This is a genomic window from bacterium (assembly GCA_040754625.1).
Classification (GTDB): domain Bacteria; phylum JACRDZ01; class JAQUKH01; order JAQUKH01; family JAQUKH01; genus JAQUKH01.
Genome location: JBFMCF010000083.1, coordinates 41,412 through 63,161 on the forward strand (window position 1 = coordinate 41,412; position 21,750 = coordinate 63,161).

The window sequence follows — 21,750 nt, forward strand, 5'->3', positions numbered from 1 at the left end:
AATTATATTGTGAAACAAAAAAAAAGAAAAAATGGTATAATTTAGTGAGGTATAATGTAATGAAAATAAATAGAATTTGTTTAGCAGCCTTAATGCTTTTGATGACGCTTGTTTCATCAAAGACAGCGCTTGATGTGAAAACAGGTGACCGCCAGGTGGAAATCAGATGGGCGCCGCCTAAATATAATCTCAATAAAGCGACAAAACTGCCTGATCCGACAAGGCCTGTTTATGACCTTTTTTTCTATGATGTTTACCGGAGAAGCATAGATGACCCGTTGGCACCATGGATCAAAATTAACAGGCAGATGATACCAAATTATCAACATTACTATGTTGATGTAAATTTGATTAATAAACGCCCCTATTACTATTATGTTGTGGCGTATGACTATGCTGGTAACCAGAGTCCTCCTTCAAAAACCGCCGTGGGTGTTCCCGGCCGTGGTATCGCGCCCGGCAGGATTACATCCTTGCGGGCATGGAGCACTGAAAGCGGTATCGTTGAGTTAGAGTGGGGAGAAGCGACTGATAAAGATAATAATATTGATGTATACCAGATTTACAGGGACCTCACAGAGATTAAGGAAGAATATCTGGCCGATATTATGAGAGGGCGTCCCTCGCGGTATCTTCCCGTTGCTTCTATTTCAAAAAATAAAGCAGTTAATGGAATATTTCGTCATTCGGACATAGGTTTACCTAACGGGACCATATATTATTATGGAGTAACCGCGCTGGACCTGGATAAGAATGAAGGAAAGGCGTCTAATACTATAGGAGTAAAAGTTTTTGGAGTGGATATTGTTCCTCCTTTTGTTGAGAGGATTAATCATGATGCGGTGGATAAGCCTCTTAAAGCAGGTAAAGTATTAATGGTCACAAGTACCGGGGAGTCCGGCAATAATGTAACGTTTGACCTGGTAAAATGGCCTGAGAACAATGTTGTAAATTTACCAGCGGGGCCTGTTGAAAATAGGCTGATGCGGGTGGCCTCGCAGCCCGGTATGTATTTTGCGCTGGAAACAGTAACGGTTGATTACCCGAATAATGTTTCCATCCTGCCCCGTGTTTATTATTCTGATCCTGCCGGGAACAGCGCATATATGCTGTCTGATACATCAATGCCCATTAAAATCGATACAGTTCCGCCTGAAAGAATTAGCGCTCTTAGCGGCATGGTTGAGGAGTATACAGTGAAATTGTCATGGCCGGATGTTACTGAAAATATTCCAGGCTTTCGGGTCTACAGGTCATATTCCGCGATCAGTGAAACAGCAGCGGTGCTTGATACAAATAATATCATAAGCGGTAAAAAGCTTATTAGAAAGGACAAAAAAGATTCAAGTGGATTTTTGCATTTCATAGACTATAACCCTGTTCCGACAGAAACTTATTTTTACGCGGTCACATCGGTTGATGAAGCAGAAAATGAGAGTGTTTCCAATAATTTGGGCTTTACAATCCCGGATATCACAGGGCCTCCCGCAATTTATAGCGTGGCAGAAAATACGGTAAGCGCTCCGAAAAAAGCGGGAAGCGCTATTTCTATTACTATAAAGGGTGAACCGGGGAAGAAATATGAAATTAAAAATAAGGTTTATGAAACAAAGGCGTATTTTAACATATTAAAAAATGATAGTGTTATAGTGGAAAAAACAGGGATAAACGAGATTTTAATCGGGGACAGGCGGACAGGGACATACGAGGGGAGCTACATAGTTAAAGACACCGATGAGGTTGAGTCTGCGCAGATAACAGGTTTTCTGGTCGGGCCTTTCGGACATGAAACAACGCTGCTTTGCTCTACATATGTGACCCTGGTTGGCGTATCCAGCGATACTACGGCCCCTGTGATACAGGAGATAACAACTGAACCTGTTTACACTAATATGGACGGGATAGTCCCTGTTTTGTCAAATGAACGCAGGCAATACCTGGTTGTAAACAACGAACTAAAAGTCACCTTGATAGGCGAGCCGGGAGGAGTGGCCTATTTTGATATTGGGACAATGAGACGGAATATACGAATGACGGAAGACCCGAATAATCCCGGTATATACAACGGGAGCTATAGAATCATCCAGGGCGACAGGATGAACCCCGTCAGCATAACCGGTTATCTTGTGGACAGAAACGGCAATATGTCAAATAAAATCCAGGTAACAAGTTATAAGATTGATACAATAATAATTGTCAATATGGATAGAAGTACAGAGGAAATTTCTACTAATGAAAATGATGCTGATGAAGCAAGGAAATCTGTTATTACTGCCACATTGCGCGACAGGCATAATAACGCTTTGAAAAACAGGGAGGTAGAATTTCATCTGGTCGGCGGTTATGGAGATATGAATCCTTTAATAGGGGTTACTGATTCAAAAGGCATGGTTGTGTCCACATATACAGCCGGCTATGTAGTTGAAACGGGATATATTGCCGCTGAGGACCGTTCTACCGGTTACGCAGGAGTAACATATGTTACTACTAAAAAAACAGGGACGGTGAATATTCTTCTGGAGGCCCTGACTCCCACCCCCGGGCAGCCGCGGACAAGTAACGGGACGGCATATATTTCTTTAAGGGCGAAGCCGTTAAGGATAGAAGCCAATGGGAAATCGGTTTCTGTTATCAGCGCGTTTTTAGGTTATATCGGAGATGACCAGATAATCAATGATCCATATAGTGAAGATTATGAACCGGACACCAATAAATTGGACCGTGATAAACCTATTGAAAATGTGGAAGTTAAATTCTTAATCCGTGATTATATCGAGGACTATAAAAGGCCGGAATACTACGGTCTCCCGAAGGCCGAAGAATTGGAATTAAAACGCGGGAAGATTGAAATAACCCAGCCTTTTACGGATAAAAATGGCGAGGCAAAAGCAGTTTATACCGCAGGGACAAAGACCGGTCTTACCATAATCCAGGCAATTGCCCCGGAGGCGCCGGGAGGTCCTGTGGGAGAGACAATTGGTGTAGTTTTACTCGCGGGAGGAGTCAGGTATCTCCTTATTGAGGCAAGGCCTATTGGAACTCCGGCCAATCCGATCAACAGCCCATGGGGAGAAGTGGAAGGAAGCGCCCAGAACAGCAAAATTAAAGCTGACGGCCAGGAACGGGCGCAGATAAAAGTCATATTGCTTGATAGTTTCGAAAATCCTGTTCCTGAAATAAAAGTATATTTCTCCTGTGATGTAGGACAGGTTTTGGATGAGGGGAACGGTTTGACTAATAATGAGGGTAAGGCTTATGCCACCTATACGTCTCCGATATTGCAAAATGGCGGCATTGCCCACGTCAGCGCGAAAGTGACATCTGTAAATCCATTGGAAGAGGGTCTTGTGAGTTTTAATATTGGTAATAAAAGAATGATTGAAGATGTATTAGATGTTGACGATATAGCGGTTGCGAATAAGAATTATTGGAACGCAATTAGTTTTTTTGAGTCAACATCTGCCGGGTATCCCTATGAGCATTTAATTTACCCGTTAGCTGCCAGGAAATGGACCATAGAAGAACAGGAACGCGCTTATCCTGATATGATATGGAATGACGATATGTTATATGTTATGGGATATACGTATGAACTTCTGGAAGGTTATGATACGGCAGTTATACGTTATAATGAGGTAATAGATTTCTATTTTGGAGGGACATGGGCGGATAATGCCAATTTCAGGAAAGGGCAGGTTTATGAAGAGCAAGGTAAATTAGAGCAGGATGAAAATAAGCGGAAAGATTATGTTGATAAAGCGTTAAGCGCTTATGAAAACCTGGTTTATAAATTTGACACAAGTAATTTAGCGGATAATGCCATGTTCCAGATAGGCAGGATTTATGAACAGAAAGAATTTTATCCAAAGGCAATTGAAAGTTACAGGAAGCTTATTCGTGAATATCCGAATAGTGATTTAGTAAATTACAGCTGGTATAGTATAGGCCAATGTTATGAACAGCTGGGCCAGAAAGAAGAGGCCATCAACGCTTATCAAAGAATTTTTGCCCCTTTTAATGATTTAATTTATAAGTTAGCCCAGGAGGCTTTAAAGAGGCTGAGAGGATATTAAAAAAATAAAGGCTTGGTTTTACTAGCAGGTTGCCTTTTACGATGGTAACCTGATAGTGCTCTGGCAAGTTAATTTTTGATAGATAGAATGCCCCAGATTTGAGACAATTTCGACGAAGGACGACGCGATGTATCCGCAGTGATACATCAAGGAGGAGTGAGGAAGAAATTGGCCAAAGATGGGCATTCCCGAAGGGCAGGGCTCTTTTGCCCTGCTTCTGCGTTGCTCGTCGCTTACCATACCACAGAGGGTATGCTGCGCTCCGAGCGCCTTGAATCAGGACAAAATAGCCTCTGCTATCTATCAAAAATTAACTTGCCAGAGCACTAGTCTTATTTATCCCGCCAGAAAGTTCACAAAAGGCTTAAATGTTGACAAAAAGGCTTGGTGACCGGATTTACCAATTTTTTAAATCCAGAAAATTAGCAGTAAGTTTATTGTTCTTATTGGCAGTAATTGCAATTTTTGGCACAATATTTAATCGCGGAGAAATTGATTCCGGGGTGGCCCCCCTGGATCCTTCAATATGGCTGTCTTATTTTGAAACAGGTGAATTTTATCATTCCCCTATATTTATTTCAGCAATAGGTTTATTATTTGTTAATTTAACTGTTTGTACTTATGACCGTTTAAAATCAAATTGGAGAAAATTGACAGGGGTATCTTATGCGGTTGAAGACAATTATATACTTAGTTTACCTTTTCATTTTTCATGCTTAGCTCCCCAAAACCCCCTCTTTTTAAAAGAATTTTTGTCATCTGATGGTTATAAGATTTATAATAATGAAGGAATATTTTACGGAGAAAAGGGGAAAATTCATTCATGGGGGACATATATTACACATTTCAGCATTATTTTAGTTATTATAGCCGGGACAATCAGCGCGTTATTCAGTTATGTCGGCACTGTAGGTATATTTGAACAAAAAGAGACAGATACTTATTACAACTGGACGAAAAAAAAATATCAGGTTCTGCCTTTTACAATCAGGGTCGAAGACCTGAATGTTGATTATTATACACCTGTAATTGAGGCGGAAATAGGGGACAAAAGAATTTCTTTAAAAAAAGGTGATGAAATATTTTACAAAAATGATAAAATTGTCTTTTTCGATTTTTTGCCGGACAGCATGGTGATGAATAATGAAGTATATTCTATTTCCGAATTTATGCATGACCCGGCAGTCCTTTTTAAAATTTACCGGGACGGGAATTTTATTTCAAATTACTGGATTTTTGCTAAAGATACAGGTTACCGGAATAGTATGCCGCTGCCTTATTCCATTAAAGTATTAAATAATCTATATCTCGTTAAAAGCAGCGAGAGCCTTTTAAATATAATTGAGAACGGGGAAATAAAACTAAGAGAATCCGTCAGCCCTAACAAATCCATAAATTATAAAGGGCTGAATATTTATTTCTGGGGATTTAACCAGGACGCGTATAGGAATTATTTTACAGGACTTCAACTCAGTTATGAGCCGTGTTTATGGTTTACATGGGCCGCTTTAGGCGGGGTTTTGTGCGGGTTGTGTCTTACCTTTTTTATTTCCTCTGAGAGAGTTTGGATTAAATATTCTTCCGGCCAAATTTTAATTGGCGGGAAAACCAGCGGAGACAAGGAAAAATTCAATGAAAGAATGCAAAATTTGGTTAATAAAATAAAAAGGAATTTATGAAAAAAATAATATGGATGACAATTTTTTTTATAATAAATGCCGGATATCACAGCTTTTGTGAAGCAAAAAGCCGGAAGATAGAAAATACTGAAATTCCCGATGGTCTGGGCCGGGTTGAAGCTTCTATCAGGGATTTATCCGGGAACCCGATGCAGGGGAGCAGGTTATACATTTATTTGAATAACAATGCGGATTTTCGCGGGCCCGCGGACCATATTTCTGATATGACCGATGATAATGGTGTGGCAGAAATTAATTTAAGACCGGGAAGATATTTTATTATCGCCAGGAAAAGGGCGAAAGAAGAAGATGTGGGGCCCCTGAAAGAAGGCGATTTTTCCGGCAGGTTTGATAAAAATCCGGTAGAATTAAAATTGAAAGATATTGTAAAAATTGAGATACTGATGGGAAAAATCGAAGGGAAAATGCTGCTGTCCCCGTTATCACCCAATACCTCCATTTTTATCGAGGGTGTGCTGAAAGATGAAAGAGGCGGCCCTGTCCAGGGCGGTTATGCCATGGTTTACCGTTCTAAAGAAATAAACGGCCGGCCTGATTATATGTCGAAACCGTCGGATAATGAGGGAAGATTTAAAGTAAATATTGCTGAAACAGGCAGGTTTTTTATTATTGGAAGAATAAAATACGGCGGCCCTCCGAAATTGGAGGAACTTTATGGAAATTATAATGAAGAAGGAATTGAAATAAAAATTGATGATAAAATAAAAGATATAGAGATTATTTTGAAACCGTTTGATATAGATTTGGATACTTTAAATAAGTAAAAAAACATGTTAAAAGACAGTTTTGGCAGGGAAATTAATTATTTACGTATATCTCTTACTGACCGGTGTAATCTGCGCTGTATATATTGCCTTCCCAAAGAAGGGGTAAAATTAATATCTTCTTCTGAAATTATGAGTTATGAAGAGATATTGCGTTTTGTCAGAATCCTTGCGGGATTGGGTGTAAACAAGGTAAGACTTACAGGGGGGGAACCGCTTCTTCGCCTGGGTATTGTGGATTTTATTAAAGAGATAAAAACCATCCCGGGGCTGAAAGATTTAAGCCTGACTACAAACGGCGTGATTTTCCAGGAAAAAGTCGATGGGCTTTTTAAAGCGGGGTTGACGAGAGTTAATATAAGTGTCAATACATTAAAAAAAGAAAAATATGAAAGCATTACCGGCAGTAAAAATAATCATTTTATTAAAATTATTAAAGGCATAAATGAAGCGCTGGATTTGGGAATAAACCCTGTTAAGATAAATGTCGTGGCGTTAAAGGGAATAAATGATGATGAAATCCCGGATTTTGCAAAATTAACAAAAGACAAAAATCTACATGTCCGGTTTATTGAATTCATGCCCATTAAGGAAAGGGAGATCGACTGGCATGGCAGTTTTATCCCGGTGGAAACAATTAAGTTAATTATCGAAAATAAATATGGTAAACTTATACCGGTCAATAAAACCGATAAAAGCCCGGCTGATTATTTCAGGTTAAAAGATTCAAAAGGGACAATAGGGTTTATAAGCCCGATTTCTTTATGTTTTTGTGAAAAATGCAACCGTTTAAGGTTGACCGCGGATGGAAAATTGCGTTTATGCCTTTTCTCAGATACTGAGGTTGATATAAAAAATATGATAAGATCCGGTGCAGATGAAAAAGATTTGGCTGATATGGTGCAGAAAGCCCTTTTAACCAAACCTAAACAACATAATTTGAATGTTAATAACGATTTTTTTACAGAATGCCGGAGGACGATGGCTGAGATTGGAGGGTAAAATAAAATGCAGAAGTCAGAAGTCAGAAGTCAGAAGTTACGAGCAACGGGCAACGAGCAACGAACAACGAGAACATTATCTCATCTGGATGGAAGAGGTAAAGTCAAAATGGTTGATGTCGGGCATAAAGATGTGACCGAGAGAGAGGCAATTGCTTCGGGTGTTGTCCGAGTAAGTCCTGAAATAATAAAGTTAATAGATAGAAATAAAATTGCAAAAGGGAACGTCCTGGAAACAGCAAAAATCGCGGGAATAATGGCCGCGAAAAAAACACAGGAGCTGATCCCGCTGTGCCATCAGATTAATCTGACGCATGTCGGCCTGGAATTGGAAATGGATAAGGCAAATAACAAAATTAAAATACAATCTTTTATAAAAACAAAAGACAGGACCGGTGTGGAAATGGAGGCCCTGACAGCGGTAGCTGTCGCGGGACTTACGGTTTATGATATGTGCAAGGCAGTTGACAAAAGTATGGAAATCGGAGAAATCAGTTTAGTTTTTAAAAAGGGAGGAAAAAGTGGAAGTTATGCCCGAAAAGAAGCCTGATATAATTACCGGCGAGGTGGTTTCAGTAAATATAAGCTCGGAAAAAGGCGTAAGTAAAAAAAGGGTCGCAAAAATTTTACTGAAAGAAAATTTTGGCGTTGAAAATGATGCTCACGCAAAGACGCCGAACAGGGAAGTAAGCCTTTTAGCCGTTGAATCAATTTTTAAAACGAGAAAGAAAAAACTCGCTGTTAATCCCGGCGATTTTGCGGAGAATATAACCACCAGAGGCATAGATTTAATGCATCTGCCCCCTGGAACAAAACTCCAGATTGGGAAGGCTTTGCTTGAGATAACGCAGATTGGAAAGACATGCCATTCCCGGTGCCAGGTTTTTTATAAGGTTGGAGATTGTGTGATGCCAAAAGAAGGCATTTTTGCGAAAGTTTTGCATGGCGGGGAAATAAAAGTAGGAGACATGATTATATGCACAACAAATTAGCCCAGGGCGTTTATTACGAAAACCGCGAACCGGTCCTTACATGGGATAATATTGCCGGTTATCCCGGGATTAAGGAAAAGGTTAAACAATTGGTTTCCCTGCCACTGGTATGCGGAAGCGAATTGGAAAGACAAGGAATACAGCTTCCCACCGGCGTAATGCTCTGGGGGCCGCTGGGGGTGGGTATAAAAATGATGGCGGAGGCCGCCGCGAGCCACGCAGAGGTGAGGCTGGTTTATGTTTCCGGCCGGGAAATTTTAGGCAAGCCGCGTGATCTGCAGGAGGCATTTAAAACCGCCCGTCTTAACCGGCCGTGTGTTCTTTTTGTTTCGGATACCGAGTGGCTCGCGCCCCAGCCGCATGCTGATTATTCATGGCCATTACCCCCTTCAGGGGGAAGGGGGGCACCTGAAGGGGGAGGGTGTTTCAGCCGCGGTAAACCTTCTGCCTTTGCCGACAGGGAAATGACTACTGTATTTCTGGAAGAGCTTGACAATATTTCAGGAATAAGAGATATTGCTTTGGCTGGCTCATGCTACCGCATTGATGCGGTCGACCAGTGCCTTTTTAAGGAAAAATCAAGGTTTAACAGAAAAATATTTGTTCCCCCTCCTTCGTCCGTTGACAGGGAATATATGTTTAAATTTTTTGTTAATAAAATAAATCTTGCGGGAAAAAATAAACTGGATCTGGAGAAATTTGCCAGAAACACTGAAGGTTATACCGGCTGGGACATAGAAAATTTGTGCAAAGACGTGGTTCTCCAGGCTGTGCAAAATAAAAGCGGTGAAATAAAAGAGGAGTATTTTAATAACGCTTTATTAAAAATTAAACCCTGGCTTACAAAAGAAATGACAAAAAAATATTTTGAGCTTTATGAACAGGATTGCCCCCATTATTATCACTTTTAAAGTCCATGTGTGACTTTTTTTTGAAGGTTTTGCCTGATTTTTGCGGAATTAATCCGCCTAAGGCTGAGACTAAAGCAAAAAATCAGACAAAACCTACAAATATCTTAAAATTAGTCGCACACACAGCGTAAACCTGATAAAAAATGAATTTTAGATTTTTCTTGCCTGAAAAACGCCATTTACCCGGGATATTCATTGTTTCCTTAACCACAATTTTCTATGAAATATTATTAACGCGTATTTTTGCCGTTATTATCTATTATCATTTTGCTTCCCTGTCTATTGCCCTTGCCCTTATGGGATTAAGCATCGGAGCTGTATTTTATTATTGGACACAGAACTATGCCAGGAATAATTACACTAAAATTGTTTTCTATTCTTTTATCTTTTATTGTATTAGTTTTATTTTTGTCTTTTTGATGCTTTTTTTCCTGTCATTAAATGCTGAAAAAGTATCAAACCTGCTTAATTATTTCCGGCACCCTTTTTACAGGCCGTCACAGATAGTATTGAACAATCCGGGAATATTCTCACTTTTTTTGATGTGGATTAGTTTTTTTTTCATGCTTTTACCCTTTGTTTTAAGCGGATATTTATCAAGCCTGTTTTTGACCGTCTCATCTTTTGAGATTGAAAAAACATATTTTTGGAATTTGTTTGGCGCAAGTTTGGGCTGTATTTTAATTTTTGTTTTGCTTCCTGTTTTCGGCGGCCCGAATTTATTTATATTTATAGCTGTTTCCGGAATAGGTTTAGGGTTTTTATCGCTTTCTTTCTCAAAAACAGAAAAAGTATTTTTGGCAGTATTATTGATTATAATATCAGTATTATTTATATATTCCGTTAAAAGTAATCCCGCGAAAATAAATTTTGTAAGGTCAAGGTTTCAAGATATATTGAAAAGCCGGTGGAATTCTTACTCCTACGTTGCGGTTTATCCGTTCCAGGATGATATGGAAATAGGCAATTTATGGGGTTTGAGCTCCGTGTATACAGGTTTTGTCCCGCCCCACTTAAATATGGTTGTTAATGAAATAGACTACACCCCGATAATAAATTTTGACGGGGATTTATCAAAGCTGGAATTCCTTAAATATGATTTAATATCATTGCCATACTATTTGCTGGAACAGCCTGAAGTGCTGATAATCGGCCCCGGCGGCGGCAAAGAAATTCTCCTCGCGAAATTTTTTAACTCCAGGAAAATCGATGCCGCGGAGATAAATCCCCTGGTTATTGATTTTGTTGATAACGAATTTAAAGAATTCAGCGGGAGCCCCTACAGCTTGGAAAATGTTGCCGCGATTGTAGATGACGGGAGAAACGCAGTAAAAACAGGCGGTAAAAAATATGATTTAATTACCGCCACGCAGGTTTACGCCTATCTTGATCCTGTTGCGTCAGCATTCAGTTTCACGGAAAATTATCTTTATACGAAGGAGGCGTTTATCGATTATTTAGATCACCTTAACCCGGGAGGCATGATAACGATAATCAAGCCCTTTGTCCCTGAGGAAAAACTCAGGATTTTTTCCCTGGCAAGGGCATCGTTGGAAACAAGGGGTGAAAAGGATTTTTCAAAACATTTGATGCTTTTGAGGGAACGCGGCATGAATATTTTTGTAATGAAAAAAGAAAGGTTCACACAGGAAGAGATTGGGAAAGTAAAAGAAATCTGCAGTGAGAAACAATTCGATATTTTATACTATCCGGGTCTTGAAGGCGAAGGTGACTTGTTTGATTTTATAAACGCAAAAGATGAAAAGGCCTTCTATAAAAATTATCCTCTGGATGTCCGCCCGAGCACCGATGACCGGCCCTTCTTTTCCACATTTTTAAAACCGGTGGATTTCTGGCTGGGGCACTGCCCGAAGGAAAAAAGGGATTTCCCTTTAAAAGTGGTTTTTACATTAAGAAAATTTTTATTGATATTCTTATTTATAAATCTGCTGCTGATTGCGGTTTTTGGTTTTAAAGAAAGAAGTATCGCAATTCCGTCATATTTTTCTTTTCTCGGGATAGCATATATGCTTGTGGAAATTACCCTTATCCGAAAATTTATATTTTTACTGGGGCACCCCGTTTACGCGGTTTCACTTATTCTTTTCAGCCTGCTTTTATTCAGCGCGGCGGGGAGCCTGGCAAGCAAAAAAATGGAAGGCCTTTTGAAGCGAAAAGCAGCAATTTTTATCTTTTTATTTTTTTTAATACTGTTTTACAGCTATCCCCTGGACAGTGTATTTAACAGTTTTATTCCACTGCCTTATTATCTCAAATATATCCTTACTATATTTTTGCTTTTCCCTCTGGGCTTTTTTATGGGGATGCCTTTCCCATTGGGAATAAACGCGCTTAAGGAAAGCAGATCCATTTCTTATGTATGGGCGGTCAACGGAGCAAGCTCGGTATTCGGCTCACTGCTTGCCCTGGTCTTGTCAATGAGTATCGGCTATAACCTGACTATTCTTCTGGCAGGGCTTGTTTATCTTTCGGCGGGATGTCTTGCAAACAGGAATATTTAGTTTAATATTAGCTAATAATATTTTTCAATTACTGTCATAGGCATTAGAGTGTAATGAACAGTTATGAAATTTTATTTTTTTCTTTGGTGAATGGGTTATATCCAGAAGACCATCAATAGAAATATCTTCATCAATTAAAGGCCAGTGGATGCCATAACCTGAAGGAGAAATTTCAAATTTATTTCTTTCGATAGTGCTCGCTTTGGATAATCTCTCCGAAATTTCTTTGAGTTGGTATGTATGTTCTTTATCATCAATATTTATTATCAATTTATTCCCAACTATTTTGATATTTTTTATTTTATGAATCTTATCCATTTAGTTTTTCCTTTTTTGAAAATCTTTCCATTGTTGTTCAATATATTCAAAATGTTCAAAGATGATTTTTTTAATTTCTCTTTTATCTTTTCTACTCATATTATAGGCAAAAACCTCTTCTAAGTCAAATTCACTAACAAGGAGCCAATATTTACATTCTTTTTCACTTTTCCTGCAATGGATATGAATTGGTTCGTTTCCTTCATTAGCATAAAAAAATAATCTCCAGCCTAATATTTGTAGAATTGTTGGCATATTATAATATAATACTTAGAGTTTATTTATATCTTTTTTCTTGTCGATTGAATTTTATAAACGAATTATAGCATATATAAAATAAATATTTTACTGTTTTTAATACGGTTTATATTGACTGAATTTGGCTTTGCAAAAAATAATAATATTTTCTAATCCCCATCCCGCAAAGATCGCGAGAAAGGGCAGAAACAGGAATCTTTGCCTGGCGTCACCGAAAAATACGAGGGTGGTTATCTGGGAATAAAACAGGACAAGGTAAAGAAGAAGAAAAGTCCGCTTTTGCCTTAGAGAAAAAATAAACCCGGAAAAAACAAGGGCCGGGAAGGAAACATAAAATAACAGGTCAATTAATTTTAACTTGACCGGTATCGCGGGCCAGCGGGTATGGGGACTCCAGTACTGCCAGAAGCAGTAAATTTTTCGAGGTAATAGTTTGATGAAGGGAAGCGGGTTATCTTTAATCCAGATAAGCCCCTGCAGGTAATATTTTCTGTCGGCTTCCTTTTCGCTTAAGCCTGAAGAAAAATTCCCAGGGTCAAGTTCGGAAAGATACATGTTTTGCCACGTGTCTCCCTCCCATTTTGTCCAGTCTCTTTTTTCATCCCCCTGCGGTATCCCCTCGGAATAATAGAGGCGGGGTGAACCGCTGACAAGGATTGCGTCGCCCTGTGCCTGGGGATTATTGCCGGCAAGGAACATCCTGCCCCCGCCCGTAGCGATGGGGATAAAACCGTTAAAAATTTTCCAATTTCTTATCATCCATGGTGCTATGACTGTTAATGTCGTTAAGGTAATTATTAAAAATATTTTAGCCGCCTCTTTTTTTGGAAATTTTAAAAAGGCCCATAGAGGAATAATAAAAAGAAAAGAAATAAAATTGGGGCGGGTCAGGTTAGTCAATCCGAGAAAAAGCCCTGATGCGGCCTGGTTGAAAAAAGACGGGGTTATTTCCGTCTTTAAAAGATAATAGATTGTCAGCAGGGAAAAAAGAACGCATAGATTTTCAGTTAAAAACCAGCCTGAGACATAAATATAAGAGGGAATGATGCTCAGGATTATTAAAGAAAAATAAGGGAACAGAGAAAAGTTGTCTGTTTTTGAAATATTCCGAAGGAGGTTTTCAGAAAACATGAATGTGAAAATGCAGGTTAAAACAGCTAAAAAAATATGGCCTATTCTGGCCATGGCGAAATTATGCCCAAAAAAAAGGTAGATTAAAGCAATAAAAGCAGGGTACAAGGGAGGTTTTTTTGCAGTCGGAGCGTCCGGATTGGAACCATACCCTCCACCTTGTGAAAGATTATAACCCACTTGTTCAAGAAAATAACCATGGGATTCCGGTGAAGAGTAAAAACCGGTAAAATAGTAAATATACAGGAAACGCAAAAGAAAAGCTAAAGACAGAATTAATAAAAACCAATAGTTTTTTTTCATTTCAATATCCCAAACCCCTCTTTATCTCCCCTTATCAGGGGAGAAATTATGAACTATCCCCCTGATAAGGGGGATATGGGGGTTAATAAAATTCTTCGACGACAATATCGATATTTTCTCTGATTTCATTATCTTTAATATTTATTATGTGTTCAGTTGTCCCGTTATATGCGCCGACGAGATCTCCCGGGGCGAGAGGCCCGCCGAAGGTATTTCTTGCGCCCAGGTAATAATTTCCGCCGCGGCTTAGAAAGATTTCGTAAAATCCGTCTTTTTGCGTCACAACAGAGCGGTATAAAGGTTTTCCTATCATTTGTGAATCCTGGTATACAAACGCGTAAATTCCTTCTTTTGGCCTGCCTGATTTATCTTTAATTGTTCCACTGATAATCGTTTGGGTATTTGGTTTTATCTCACCCTCCAGTATGCTTTTTAATTTCCCGGGGTCTATTGTTTCTAAAACAATAGACCTAAGATTTGTGTAATTATTTATTTTGACTTCCACAGGGTTCTTTTCATAGTCGGTGTTTAAATCGCCTTTTTTTAAGCCTCCGAATTTATCTTTATTTGCTCTTTTCCGGGCGGTAACATAATATTTGCCCGCGGGTAAATCAAGCAGGAAATTTCCGGCTTTGTCCGGCTTTGTCAAAGCATGATAAGACGGTCCGCGCAAGTCACTGTCGCTGTTTAAATAAACATAAATAAATACACCTTCCATATTATCCGCTCCTGAAACTATTTTACCTTTTATCCCTGTGTTTTTTGGCGAGGCTGCCAGAGATTCAGTTTTAATTTCTTCCAATTCAAGGTTTATATCAAGCCATTTGTTTTCCTCGACGGTAATAGGATTTTGATTGTAATTTACCTGGTAATCTCCAATCCGTAAAGGTCCCGTCGAGGCGTAATTCCAGCGTTTTCGCGCTAAAAGAAAATACTTCCCTGGCTTTGGAGAGATTGAGTATTCTCCGCCGCGTTTGGTTGCCTCAGAGATAGCAGTGTATTGTTTTTTATAACCGGTATCTTCGTCGTTATAAAGATAAACGAATGCGAAGTCTATAGGTTTGCCCTGGTAAGTTACAACGCCTTTTACTCCATAATTTTTAGCTGGTTTTTTCTCCGTGGATTTTTGGCAGCCGCTGAATAAAATAAAAATATGGACAAATAAAATTATTGTTTTAAAAATGTTATTTTTCATATTGCCCTTTTTTTAATCTTGTTAAGGTATTTTTTGCGGAATATATTCCAAGTGCCGAAAAAATAAGTATAAAGCTCCCGACCCGCATTCTTTGCTGTATATCTCCGAAGTGGTATAACGCTATAATAATCTGGTGAATGATAAGGAGATATAAAAAAATATAATTTTTCCATTGTTTTATGCTTGCGGCGATTCCAAGCAAAAAAAACGGCAGGATGATAAGTTCGAATAAAAAAGAAATGTTCCTGAAAGTGTTTGATAAAAAGGGGCTTACTGAATGTTTTGAAAAAGGGTGCCATAAGATTAAAAATTTTTTCCCAAGCAGTTTAAAATATTTAATGGGATTGTTTTTAATCCAGTCTATCGCGAGTTTAAAGTAACGTCCGTTAATTTCAGGTTCAGACAATGTGTCTTTTTTATTGAGAACGAGTTCCTGAAAAGGATATCCCATTTTTTCCGACAACTCTATCCAATTGGATGCATCGTGCCACCCGGGTTTCTGGCTGTCAAAAAAGAAGCGGGCTGAGCCGATCCACGGGAGCCAGTTACCGTCGGCCCTGGGATTGTTCCCGCCCCAGAAACGGACGCCGCTTTCTGTGTTATTGTAGATAACTTTTTTAAAAGCAATATAATTGCGCGCCATCCAGATAGAAACGGGGATAAATATTCCAAGAGTTATCAATAAGGCGTTTTTTAGCCGGTTTTTTGGGAATTTATAATATGCCCATATAAAAGGCAGAGGGAAATAAAACGCTGTTCCATATTGAACTGAAAGGGTCGCGAGGCCTATGCATAATCCACAGGCCAGAAATACCGGAGGTTTCAGTTTTTCCATGGGCAGTGTAAGAAGATATACACCCAGGGCCAGGGTAAAATACATGAATGTGTTTGAAAGCACCCACCATGAATTATAAATTAACAAAGGGGAAATGGCCGCGAGCGCTGCGGAAATTAAGCCGGTTTCTTCATTGACGGTGTTTCTTGCGATAAGGTAAACCAGGAAAGGTGTAAGGCTTGAAAAAATAATAAGGAAAATCCTCACGGCGGTATAATTATGCGTCCCGAAAATTTTATAGATCAAGCTCATAATAAGTATGAATGCCGGCGGTTTTTTTGCAGTGGGAATCCCGGGGTAAACCGAGTAACCATGGCCCGTTGCAAGATTATAGGCAACCTTGTCGAGGACGATACCGTCGATTCCCGGCGTGGCGTTTATATCATAGAATAAATTAAACGCAATACGCAGGCAGGACGCAAGTGTTATGAGAAAGATGATATGTTTCAGGTTTGTTTTATTGGTATTTTGTTCCATAATTCACTTAATTTCCCGATTGCGAGAGCGGCGAATATGCTAAAGAAAGGAGTTATCACAAGCCTTTGCTGGGCATCGCCGTAATATATTAAAGACCCGATAATAGAATGTATAACAGCCAGGTATATAATTAAATATTTTCTCCATGCAGTTAGTGATAAGCAGGCACCATAAATAAAAAGCGGGAAAATAAAACAGTAAAATATAACAGCGGCCGTCCTGTAATTACCCGGTATTCTGGGAAACGCAGAGTGCGGATTGTACGGTTCAAAGAAATGATAAAGTTTCTTAGGAAGGAGTTTTAGAAAGGACAGGGGATTTTCCCTTATCCAGTCAAAACCCGCTTTATAATTCAATAAGTTGATTTCATAATCATTATAGTCTTTTTTATCGCTGAACAGGAGGTCCAGCCAGAGGTAATCTGCTTCACCAGCCCATGTCTCGAAGTCGGGAGAACCACCCCATCCCCGTCCGGAACCCGAGAAATAAAACCGGGGGGAACCGCTTGATGGCGTCCAATACCCTTGAGCCCGCGGATTGTTTGAACCGCGGAACCTATACCCGCCGTTTGTGACAATAGGGATAAATTTTTTATAGGCGATATAATTCCGTATTGTCCATATTGAAACAGTCAGAGTTGTAGATAGAAATACTAAAGATGCGATTTTCACGGCATTTTTACGGTCAGGCCGGAAAATAACAAGTCCCCAGAGGAAAAGATAAGGGTAAAAAAGAAACGTGTTATAACCCATCGAGAGGCCTGCAAGACCCCAGAATACTCCGGATAAAACCTGGTTTAACAATGACGGCTTTTCAATTGTTTTAAGGCAAAAAAACACAGCGAGGGAAACAAATAAATAAACCAGGATATGGGCCAGGACCCATCCTGAAATATATACAAGAAACGGGTCAATCATTACCAGGAAAGAAGAAATGACTGCCGCGCGGCTCCCGGCCAATTTTTTTGCAATAAGATAAATTATAACAGTGGACGCGCCGCCCAGGATAATTTGCGTTATTCTTAACGCGAGAAAATTACCTTTTCCGAAAAAAAGGTAAATCAAAGCCATAAAATACGGATAAATGGGAGGTTTTTTGGTGGTTGGGACTCCTTCTTTAACAACAAACCCAAGCCCGTTTGAAATGTTTGCCGCGACTCTGTCATAAAAAATTTCGTCCATCCCCGGCAGGGTATTAAATCCGGAAAAAAAATAGACATAAAAAAATCTTATTGCAATTGCCAGAAAGAAAATTAAAATTATGGTTTTTTTTTCATTCAACATATAAAATATTCCGAAGGGGGGATTTCCTGCCCCTACATTTAGTAATATTGCATAACCTTCTTAAAGGTTTCATAAAAAGTATCAATCTCTTCCGTTGTGTTGTAAATCTGGAATGAGATTCTTATTGAAGCGGGTTTATGTGTTTGATTAAACCATGAATGAACGCAATGGACACCGGCGCGGACCATAATTTTTTTAGCTTCGTCGATTATCTGAGCTAATTGGACAGAATCAAATTTATTGCATATAAAATTGAAAATATTTCCCCTGGATTTTGCGTCTTTTGGGCCGATTATTTCAATATTTTCCTCAGACATTTTTTGCGTTAAATAAATATTTAGCCCGGTTAAATGACTGTGTATTTTTTCAACGCCGATGGATTCAATAAAATTAATTGCCTCCATTGTGCCTATCACCCCAGGGTAATTTTGAATTCCAGCCTCAAATTTATCGGGCAGGGAAGAGATGACAAAATCATTCATATTAACATCTTCAGCGGTTTCGCCGCCGACAATAAAAGGTGAAAGGTTTTCCATGAGGTGTTTTTTGCCGTATAAAATTCCGGTGCCGGGCGGGCCAAACATTTTATGAGCTGAAAACGCGAAGAAGTCAACATCCAGTTCCCTCACATCGATTTTTTGATGCGCGACGCTTTGCGCACCGTCTAAAAGAACAAGCGCTCCATTCTGGTGAGCGAGAGAGATTATTTCTTTGACAGGGAAAGTCACCCCGCTTAGATTTGATGTGTGAAGAACGCTTAATAGTGTGATTTTATTGTTTTCCAGGATTTTTGCAAGTGAGCCAAGATTAAAGGTCAAGTCGTCATTAACAGGGACTATTCTGTGAGTAATTTCATTTTTTGCGGCAAGCGCCATCCATGGCAAAAAATTGGAATTATGCTCAATATCGGTTGTAAGCACAATATCATTTTTTTTGAAAGAAAAACTGCGGCTCAGAAGATTGATTGCTTCGGTTGTATTTTTCGTAAAAATAACTTCATTGATATAACGGGCATTTATAAATTTCTGGATTTTCCCCCTGCTTTTTTCATAGATCTCCGTGGTTTTTTGACTGAAAAAATGGCTCCCGCGCTTGTGGCACCCGGAAAAATTGTAGTATTCATTCATAGCGTCGATTACCTGCCGGGGTTTTAATGTTGTGCATGCACTGTCAAAATATATGACCTTTTCATTATTTAATGCCGGAAATTTACTGCGGATATTGTTCATTTTTATACCGGATAATTATATTCGATTTTGGTGGAATTAATTCTAATTATAACACAAATAACTCCGTAAAATTCCAAAAAGAAGAAGATAAAAAGCTGGATTTATGATAAAATAAAAAACATGCTGGCAATTATTCAAAGCAGTACGGTTTTTGGAATAGACAGTTATCTTGTCAGAGTTGAAGTGGATATCGCGGGAGGATTGCCCGCCTATTCCACCGTGGGTCTGCCTGATGCGGCGGTAAAAGAAAGCAAGGACAGGGTTAAGGCGGCGATAAAAAATTCTGATTTTGAATTTCCAAGCAAAAGAATTACAGTTAATCTTTCACCGGCGGACGTGAAGAAAGAAGGGCCTGCGTTTGACCTGCCGGTTGCCATAGGGATACTTGCCGCTACCAACCAGATAAAATCGGAAAAATTAAAAGAATACGCGGTTGTAGGGGAACTTTCGCTTGACGGAACAGTGCAGAAAATAAACGGCGCCCTGCCTATCGCATTGGGAGTAAAACGTGAAGGTTTGAAGGGGTTGATTTTACCGTATTTTAATTCAGATGAGGCGGGTGTTGTTGACGGTATTGATGTTATCCCGGTAAAAGACCTTTTTGAAACCATTAAATTTCTTGAAGGTGAAAAAGAAATTGCGCGTTATAGGGTGAATTTGAATGAAATTTTTGATACTAACAAAAACTATGAATTGGATTTTTCAGATGTTAAAGGACAGGAACAGGCAAAGAGGGCATTGGAGGTAGCTGCGGCCGGAGGCCATAATGTTATTATGGTAGGCCCCCCGGGTTCGGGAAAAACCATGCTGGCACAGCGTTTCCCGACGATTTTGCCGGATATCAGTTTAGAAGAAGCATTGGAAACCACCAAGATTCACAGTGTCGCCGGGACCCTGGTTTCAGGGAAAGGTTTAATCGCTGTCCGGCCATTCAGGTCGCCCCATCACACGGTTTCACATATCGCGCTGACAGGCGGCGGTCAATACCCGAAGCCGGGGGAGGTAAGCCTGGCGCATCACGGGGTTCTGTTTTTAGATGAGCTCCCGGAGTTTAGCAGGAACGCTTTGGAGGTTTTGCGCCAGCCGCTTGAGGACGGTGTGGTAACAGTTTCACGCGCGGCCGCGTCATTAACATACCCCGCGAGATTTATGCTGACGGCTGCGATGAATCCTTGTCCCTGTGGCTATTACGGTGACCCCTTCCATGAATGCCGTTGTTCACCGAACCAGATACACAGATACCGCTCTAAAGTCTCAGGACCGCTCCTTGACAGGATTGACATTCATCTCGACGTCCCCGCTGTTAAATTTAAGGATATATCAAGCAGGGTTCCCGCTGAAAGCTCGGCGGAAATCAAACTTAGAATAAATAAAGCGCGGGACATACAGGAAAAAAGGTTCAGAAACAATAAAAAAATTTTTTGCAACAGCCATATGGGGCATAAAGACATCAAAAAATACTGTGAGATAGATGAAATTTCGCTGAATCTTCTAAAAGATGCCATCCAGAAAATGGGTTTTTCCGCGCGTGCCTACGACCGCATCCTAAAAGTTTCCCGCACGATTGCCGATTTGGAAGGGTCAGAATCCATTCAACAGCAACATATCCTGGAGGCTATTCAATACCGGAGCCTGGACAGGGGCGAGAATAAGTTTTGAAATGGTGTTTACAATATTGGATTAATTGAAAACATCTTTCCGGAGAAAATTCAGGCCAAATATTTTTGTTCTCAATGTTTTTCCAAGGTCTTTTAATTCCTTGGAATATTTAGAAGACAACGGCCCCGTGGAACTTTTAGATTTATCTTACAGAATGGCAGCACAGGTATGATAAATATTACTAAACGCACGAAAATGAAAATAGAGGATGATTTAAGGGAGTCAGAAGAAAGATTTAGGAGTGTGGTAGATAATATTGGTATCGGTGTATCGCTCATCGGTCCGGCCATGGAAATATTATCCATGAATAAACAAATGAGAAAATGGTTTCCAGATATCGATATTACCAAAAAACCGGTTTGTTACCGGGCTTTTAATAAACCGCCCAGAAAAAATATATGCAATTATTGCCCAACCTGTAAGACATTAAAAGACGGCCGGGTCCATGAATCAGTTACCGACACACCTGCAGGCGGTAAAATTATTAATTATAGAATAATTTCTTCTGCAATTAAAAATAAAGAAGGAAAGATTATTGCAGCGATAGAGATAGTAGAAGATATTACCAAGCGCAAAGAGGTGGAAGATGCCCTGAGAAAGTCTAAGGAAGAACTACATAAACAGAAATTGGCTTTGGAACAGAAAAATCTGGCTCTTAAAGAAATGATAGAGTATATTGAAAGAACGAAAATTGATATGAAAGAAAATATAGCAATTAATGTAAATGAGTTATTGCTGCCAATTTTAAAAAAACTTAAAATAAAAGGGGCGTCTTCCAAGTATATTAATTTACTCCAGTATCATTTGGAAAATTTGGTTTCTTCCTTTGGACGTAAGATTACGGAAAAAACCACTAAATTAACAGCCCGGGAAATCGAAATTTGTAATATGTTAAAAGGCGGTTTTACAAGCAAAGATGTCTCGGAGCTTTTAAATATTTCCCGGCAGACAATCGAGAAACACCGTAAAAATATAAGAAGAAAGTTAAACATATCTAACGAAAAGGTTAATTTAATTTCTTTCCTGCAAAGACTCTAACCAAGAGAAAGCTCTTCTATATTATGGGTATTTTTATACCCATTATATAACCATTAAAGCC

At 39.4% G+C, this 21,750-nt stretch carries 17 protein-coding genes; 10 read left to right on the forward strand and 7 right to left on the reverse strand.

All coding sequences use genetic code 11. The features are described 5' to 3' along the window. Positions 1-59 precede the first annotated feature (59 nt). The 8 genes from AB1498_07330 to AB1498_07365 all read left to right on the forward strand — a co-directional run bounded on the left by AB1498_07330 (position 60) and on the right by AB1498_07365 (position 11,963). The gene (locus AB1498_07330; protein MEW6088101.1) at positions 60-4,073 is read left to right on the forward strand and encodes an Ig-like domain-containing protein; all 4,014 of its coding nucleotides are present in this window, start codon (positions 60-62) and stop codon (positions 4,071-4,073) included. Positions 4,074-4,441: 368 nt separating this feature from the next. Further along, positions 4,442-5,752 carry a cytochrome c biogenesis protein ResB gene (locus tag AB1498_07335; protein MEW6088102.1) on the forward strand — a complete coding sequence of 437 codons (1,311 nt, stop codon included), beginning with the start codon at positions 4,442-4,444 and terminating at the stop codon, positions 5,750-5,752. Further along, positions 5,749-6,537, forward strand: a complete 789-nt coding sequence (locus tag AB1498_07340) for a hypothetical protein (protein ID MEW6088103.1) — start codon at positions 5,749-5,751, stop codon at positions 6,535-6,537. Before AB1498_07335 ends, AB1498_07340 begins: the two co-directional genes overlap by 4 nt. 6 nt (positions 6,538-6,543) lie before the next feature. Next, the gene (moaA, locus tag AB1498_07345; GenBank protein ID MEW6088104.1) at positions 6,544-7,539 is read left to right on the forward strand and encodes a GTP 3',8-cyclase MoaA; all 996 of its coding nucleotides are present in this window, start codon (positions 6,544-6,546) and stop codon (positions 7,537-7,539) included. Between the two features lie 6 nt (positions 7,540-7,545). Further along, positions 7,546-8,088 (forward strand): cyclic pyranopterin monophosphate synthase MoaC, encoded by a 543-nt coding sequence (gene moaC / locus AB1498_07350; GenBank protein MEW6088105.1) that lies wholly within the window; start codon positions 7,546-7,548, stop codon positions 8,086-8,088. Continuing rightward, positions 8,069-8,530 carry an MOSC domain-containing protein gene (locus AB1498_07355; protein MEW6088106.1) on the forward strand — a complete coding sequence of 154 codons (462 nt, stop codon included), beginning with the start codon at positions 8,069-8,071 and terminating at the stop codon, positions 8,528-8,530. The genes moaC and AB1498_07355 overlap by 20 nt, the downstream gene beginning before the upstream one ends. Beyond that, on the forward strand, positions 8,515-9,441 hold the full coding sequence (locus AB1498_07360) for an AAA family ATPase (GenBank protein MEW6088107.1): 927 nt from the start codon (positions 8,515-8,517) through the stop codon (positions 9,439-9,441). Before AB1498_07355 ends, AB1498_07360 begins: the two co-directional genes overlap by 16 nt. A 143-nt stretch (positions 9,442-9,584) precedes the next feature. Next, positions 9,585-11,963: a hypothetical protein gene (locus AB1498_07365; GenBank protein ID MEW6088108.1), complete on the forward strand. Its 2,379-nt coding sequence runs from the start codon at positions 9,585-9,587 to the stop codon at positions 11,961-11,963. Positions 11,964-11,987: 24 nt separating this feature from the next. Here the strand turns inward: AB1498_07365 and AB1498_07370 are convergent, their stop codons facing one another. The 7 genes from AB1498_07370 to AB1498_07400 form a co-directional block, all read right to left on the reverse strand. After that, the gene (locus tag AB1498_07370; GenBank protein MEW6088109.1) at positions 11,988-12,281 is read right to left on the reverse strand and encodes a DUF2442 domain-containing protein; all 294 of its coding nucleotides are present in this window, start codon (positions 12,279-12,281) and stop codon (positions 11,988-11,990) included. Then, on the reverse strand, positions 12,282-12,536 hold the full coding sequence (locus AB1498_07375) for a DUF4160 domain-containing protein (GenBank protein ID MEW6088110.1): 255 nt from the start codon (positions 12,534-12,536) through the stop codon (positions 12,282-12,284). Between the two features lie 99 nt (positions 12,537-12,635). Beyond that, complete coding sequence (locus tag AB1498_07380; GenBank protein ID MEW6088111.1) at positions 12,636-13,973, reverse strand: glycosyltransferase family 39 protein; 1,338 nt, start codon at positions 13,971-13,973, stop codon at positions 12,636-12,638. A gap of 82 nt (positions 13,974-14,055) precedes the next feature. Further along, positions 14,056-15,168, reverse strand: coding sequence for a hypothetical protein (locus tag AB1498_07385; GenBank protein MEW6088112.1), 1,113 nt, complete (start codon positions 15,166-15,168; stop codon positions 14,056-14,058). Further along, positions 15,158-16,480 carry a glycosyltransferase family 39 protein gene (locus tag AB1498_07390; protein MEW6088113.1) on the reverse strand — a complete coding sequence of 441 codons (1,323 nt, stop codon included), beginning with the start codon at positions 16,478-16,480 and terminating at the stop codon, positions 15,158-15,160. The genes AB1498_07385 and AB1498_07390 overlap by 11 nt, the downstream gene beginning before the upstream one ends. Further along, entirely contained in the window at positions 16,450-17,763 is a 1,314-nt protein-coding gene (locus tag AB1498_07395; GenBank protein MEW6088114.1) for a glycosyltransferase family 39 protein, read from the reverse strand. Before AB1498_07395 ends, AB1498_07390 begins: the two co-directional genes overlap by 31 nt. Before the next feature lie 38 nt (positions 17,764-17,801). Then, positions 17,802-18,992 carry a cysteine desulfurase gene (locus tag AB1498_07400; protein ID MEW6088115.1) on the reverse strand — a complete coding sequence of 397 codons (1,191 nt, stop codon included), beginning with the start codon at positions 18,990-18,992 and terminating at the stop codon, positions 17,802-17,804. A gap of 120 nt (positions 18,993-19,112) precedes the next feature. On the opposite strand from AB1498_07400, the gene AB1498_07405 reads away from it, so the two are divergent. Both AB1498_07405 and AB1498_07410 read left to right on the forward strand, forming a co-directional pair. Beyond that, positions 19,113-20,651: a YifB family Mg chelatase-like AAA ATPase gene (locus AB1498_07405; GenBank protein ID MEW6088116.1), complete on the forward strand. Its 1,539-nt coding sequence runs from the start codon at positions 19,113-19,115 to the stop codon at positions 20,649-20,651. A gap of 168 nt (positions 20,652-20,819) precedes the next feature. Next, entirely contained in the window at positions 20,820-21,689 is an 870-nt protein-coding gene (locus AB1498_07410; protein MEW6088117.1) for a LuxR C-terminal-related transcriptional regulator, read from the forward strand. Positions 21,690-21,750 lie beyond the last annotated feature (61 nt).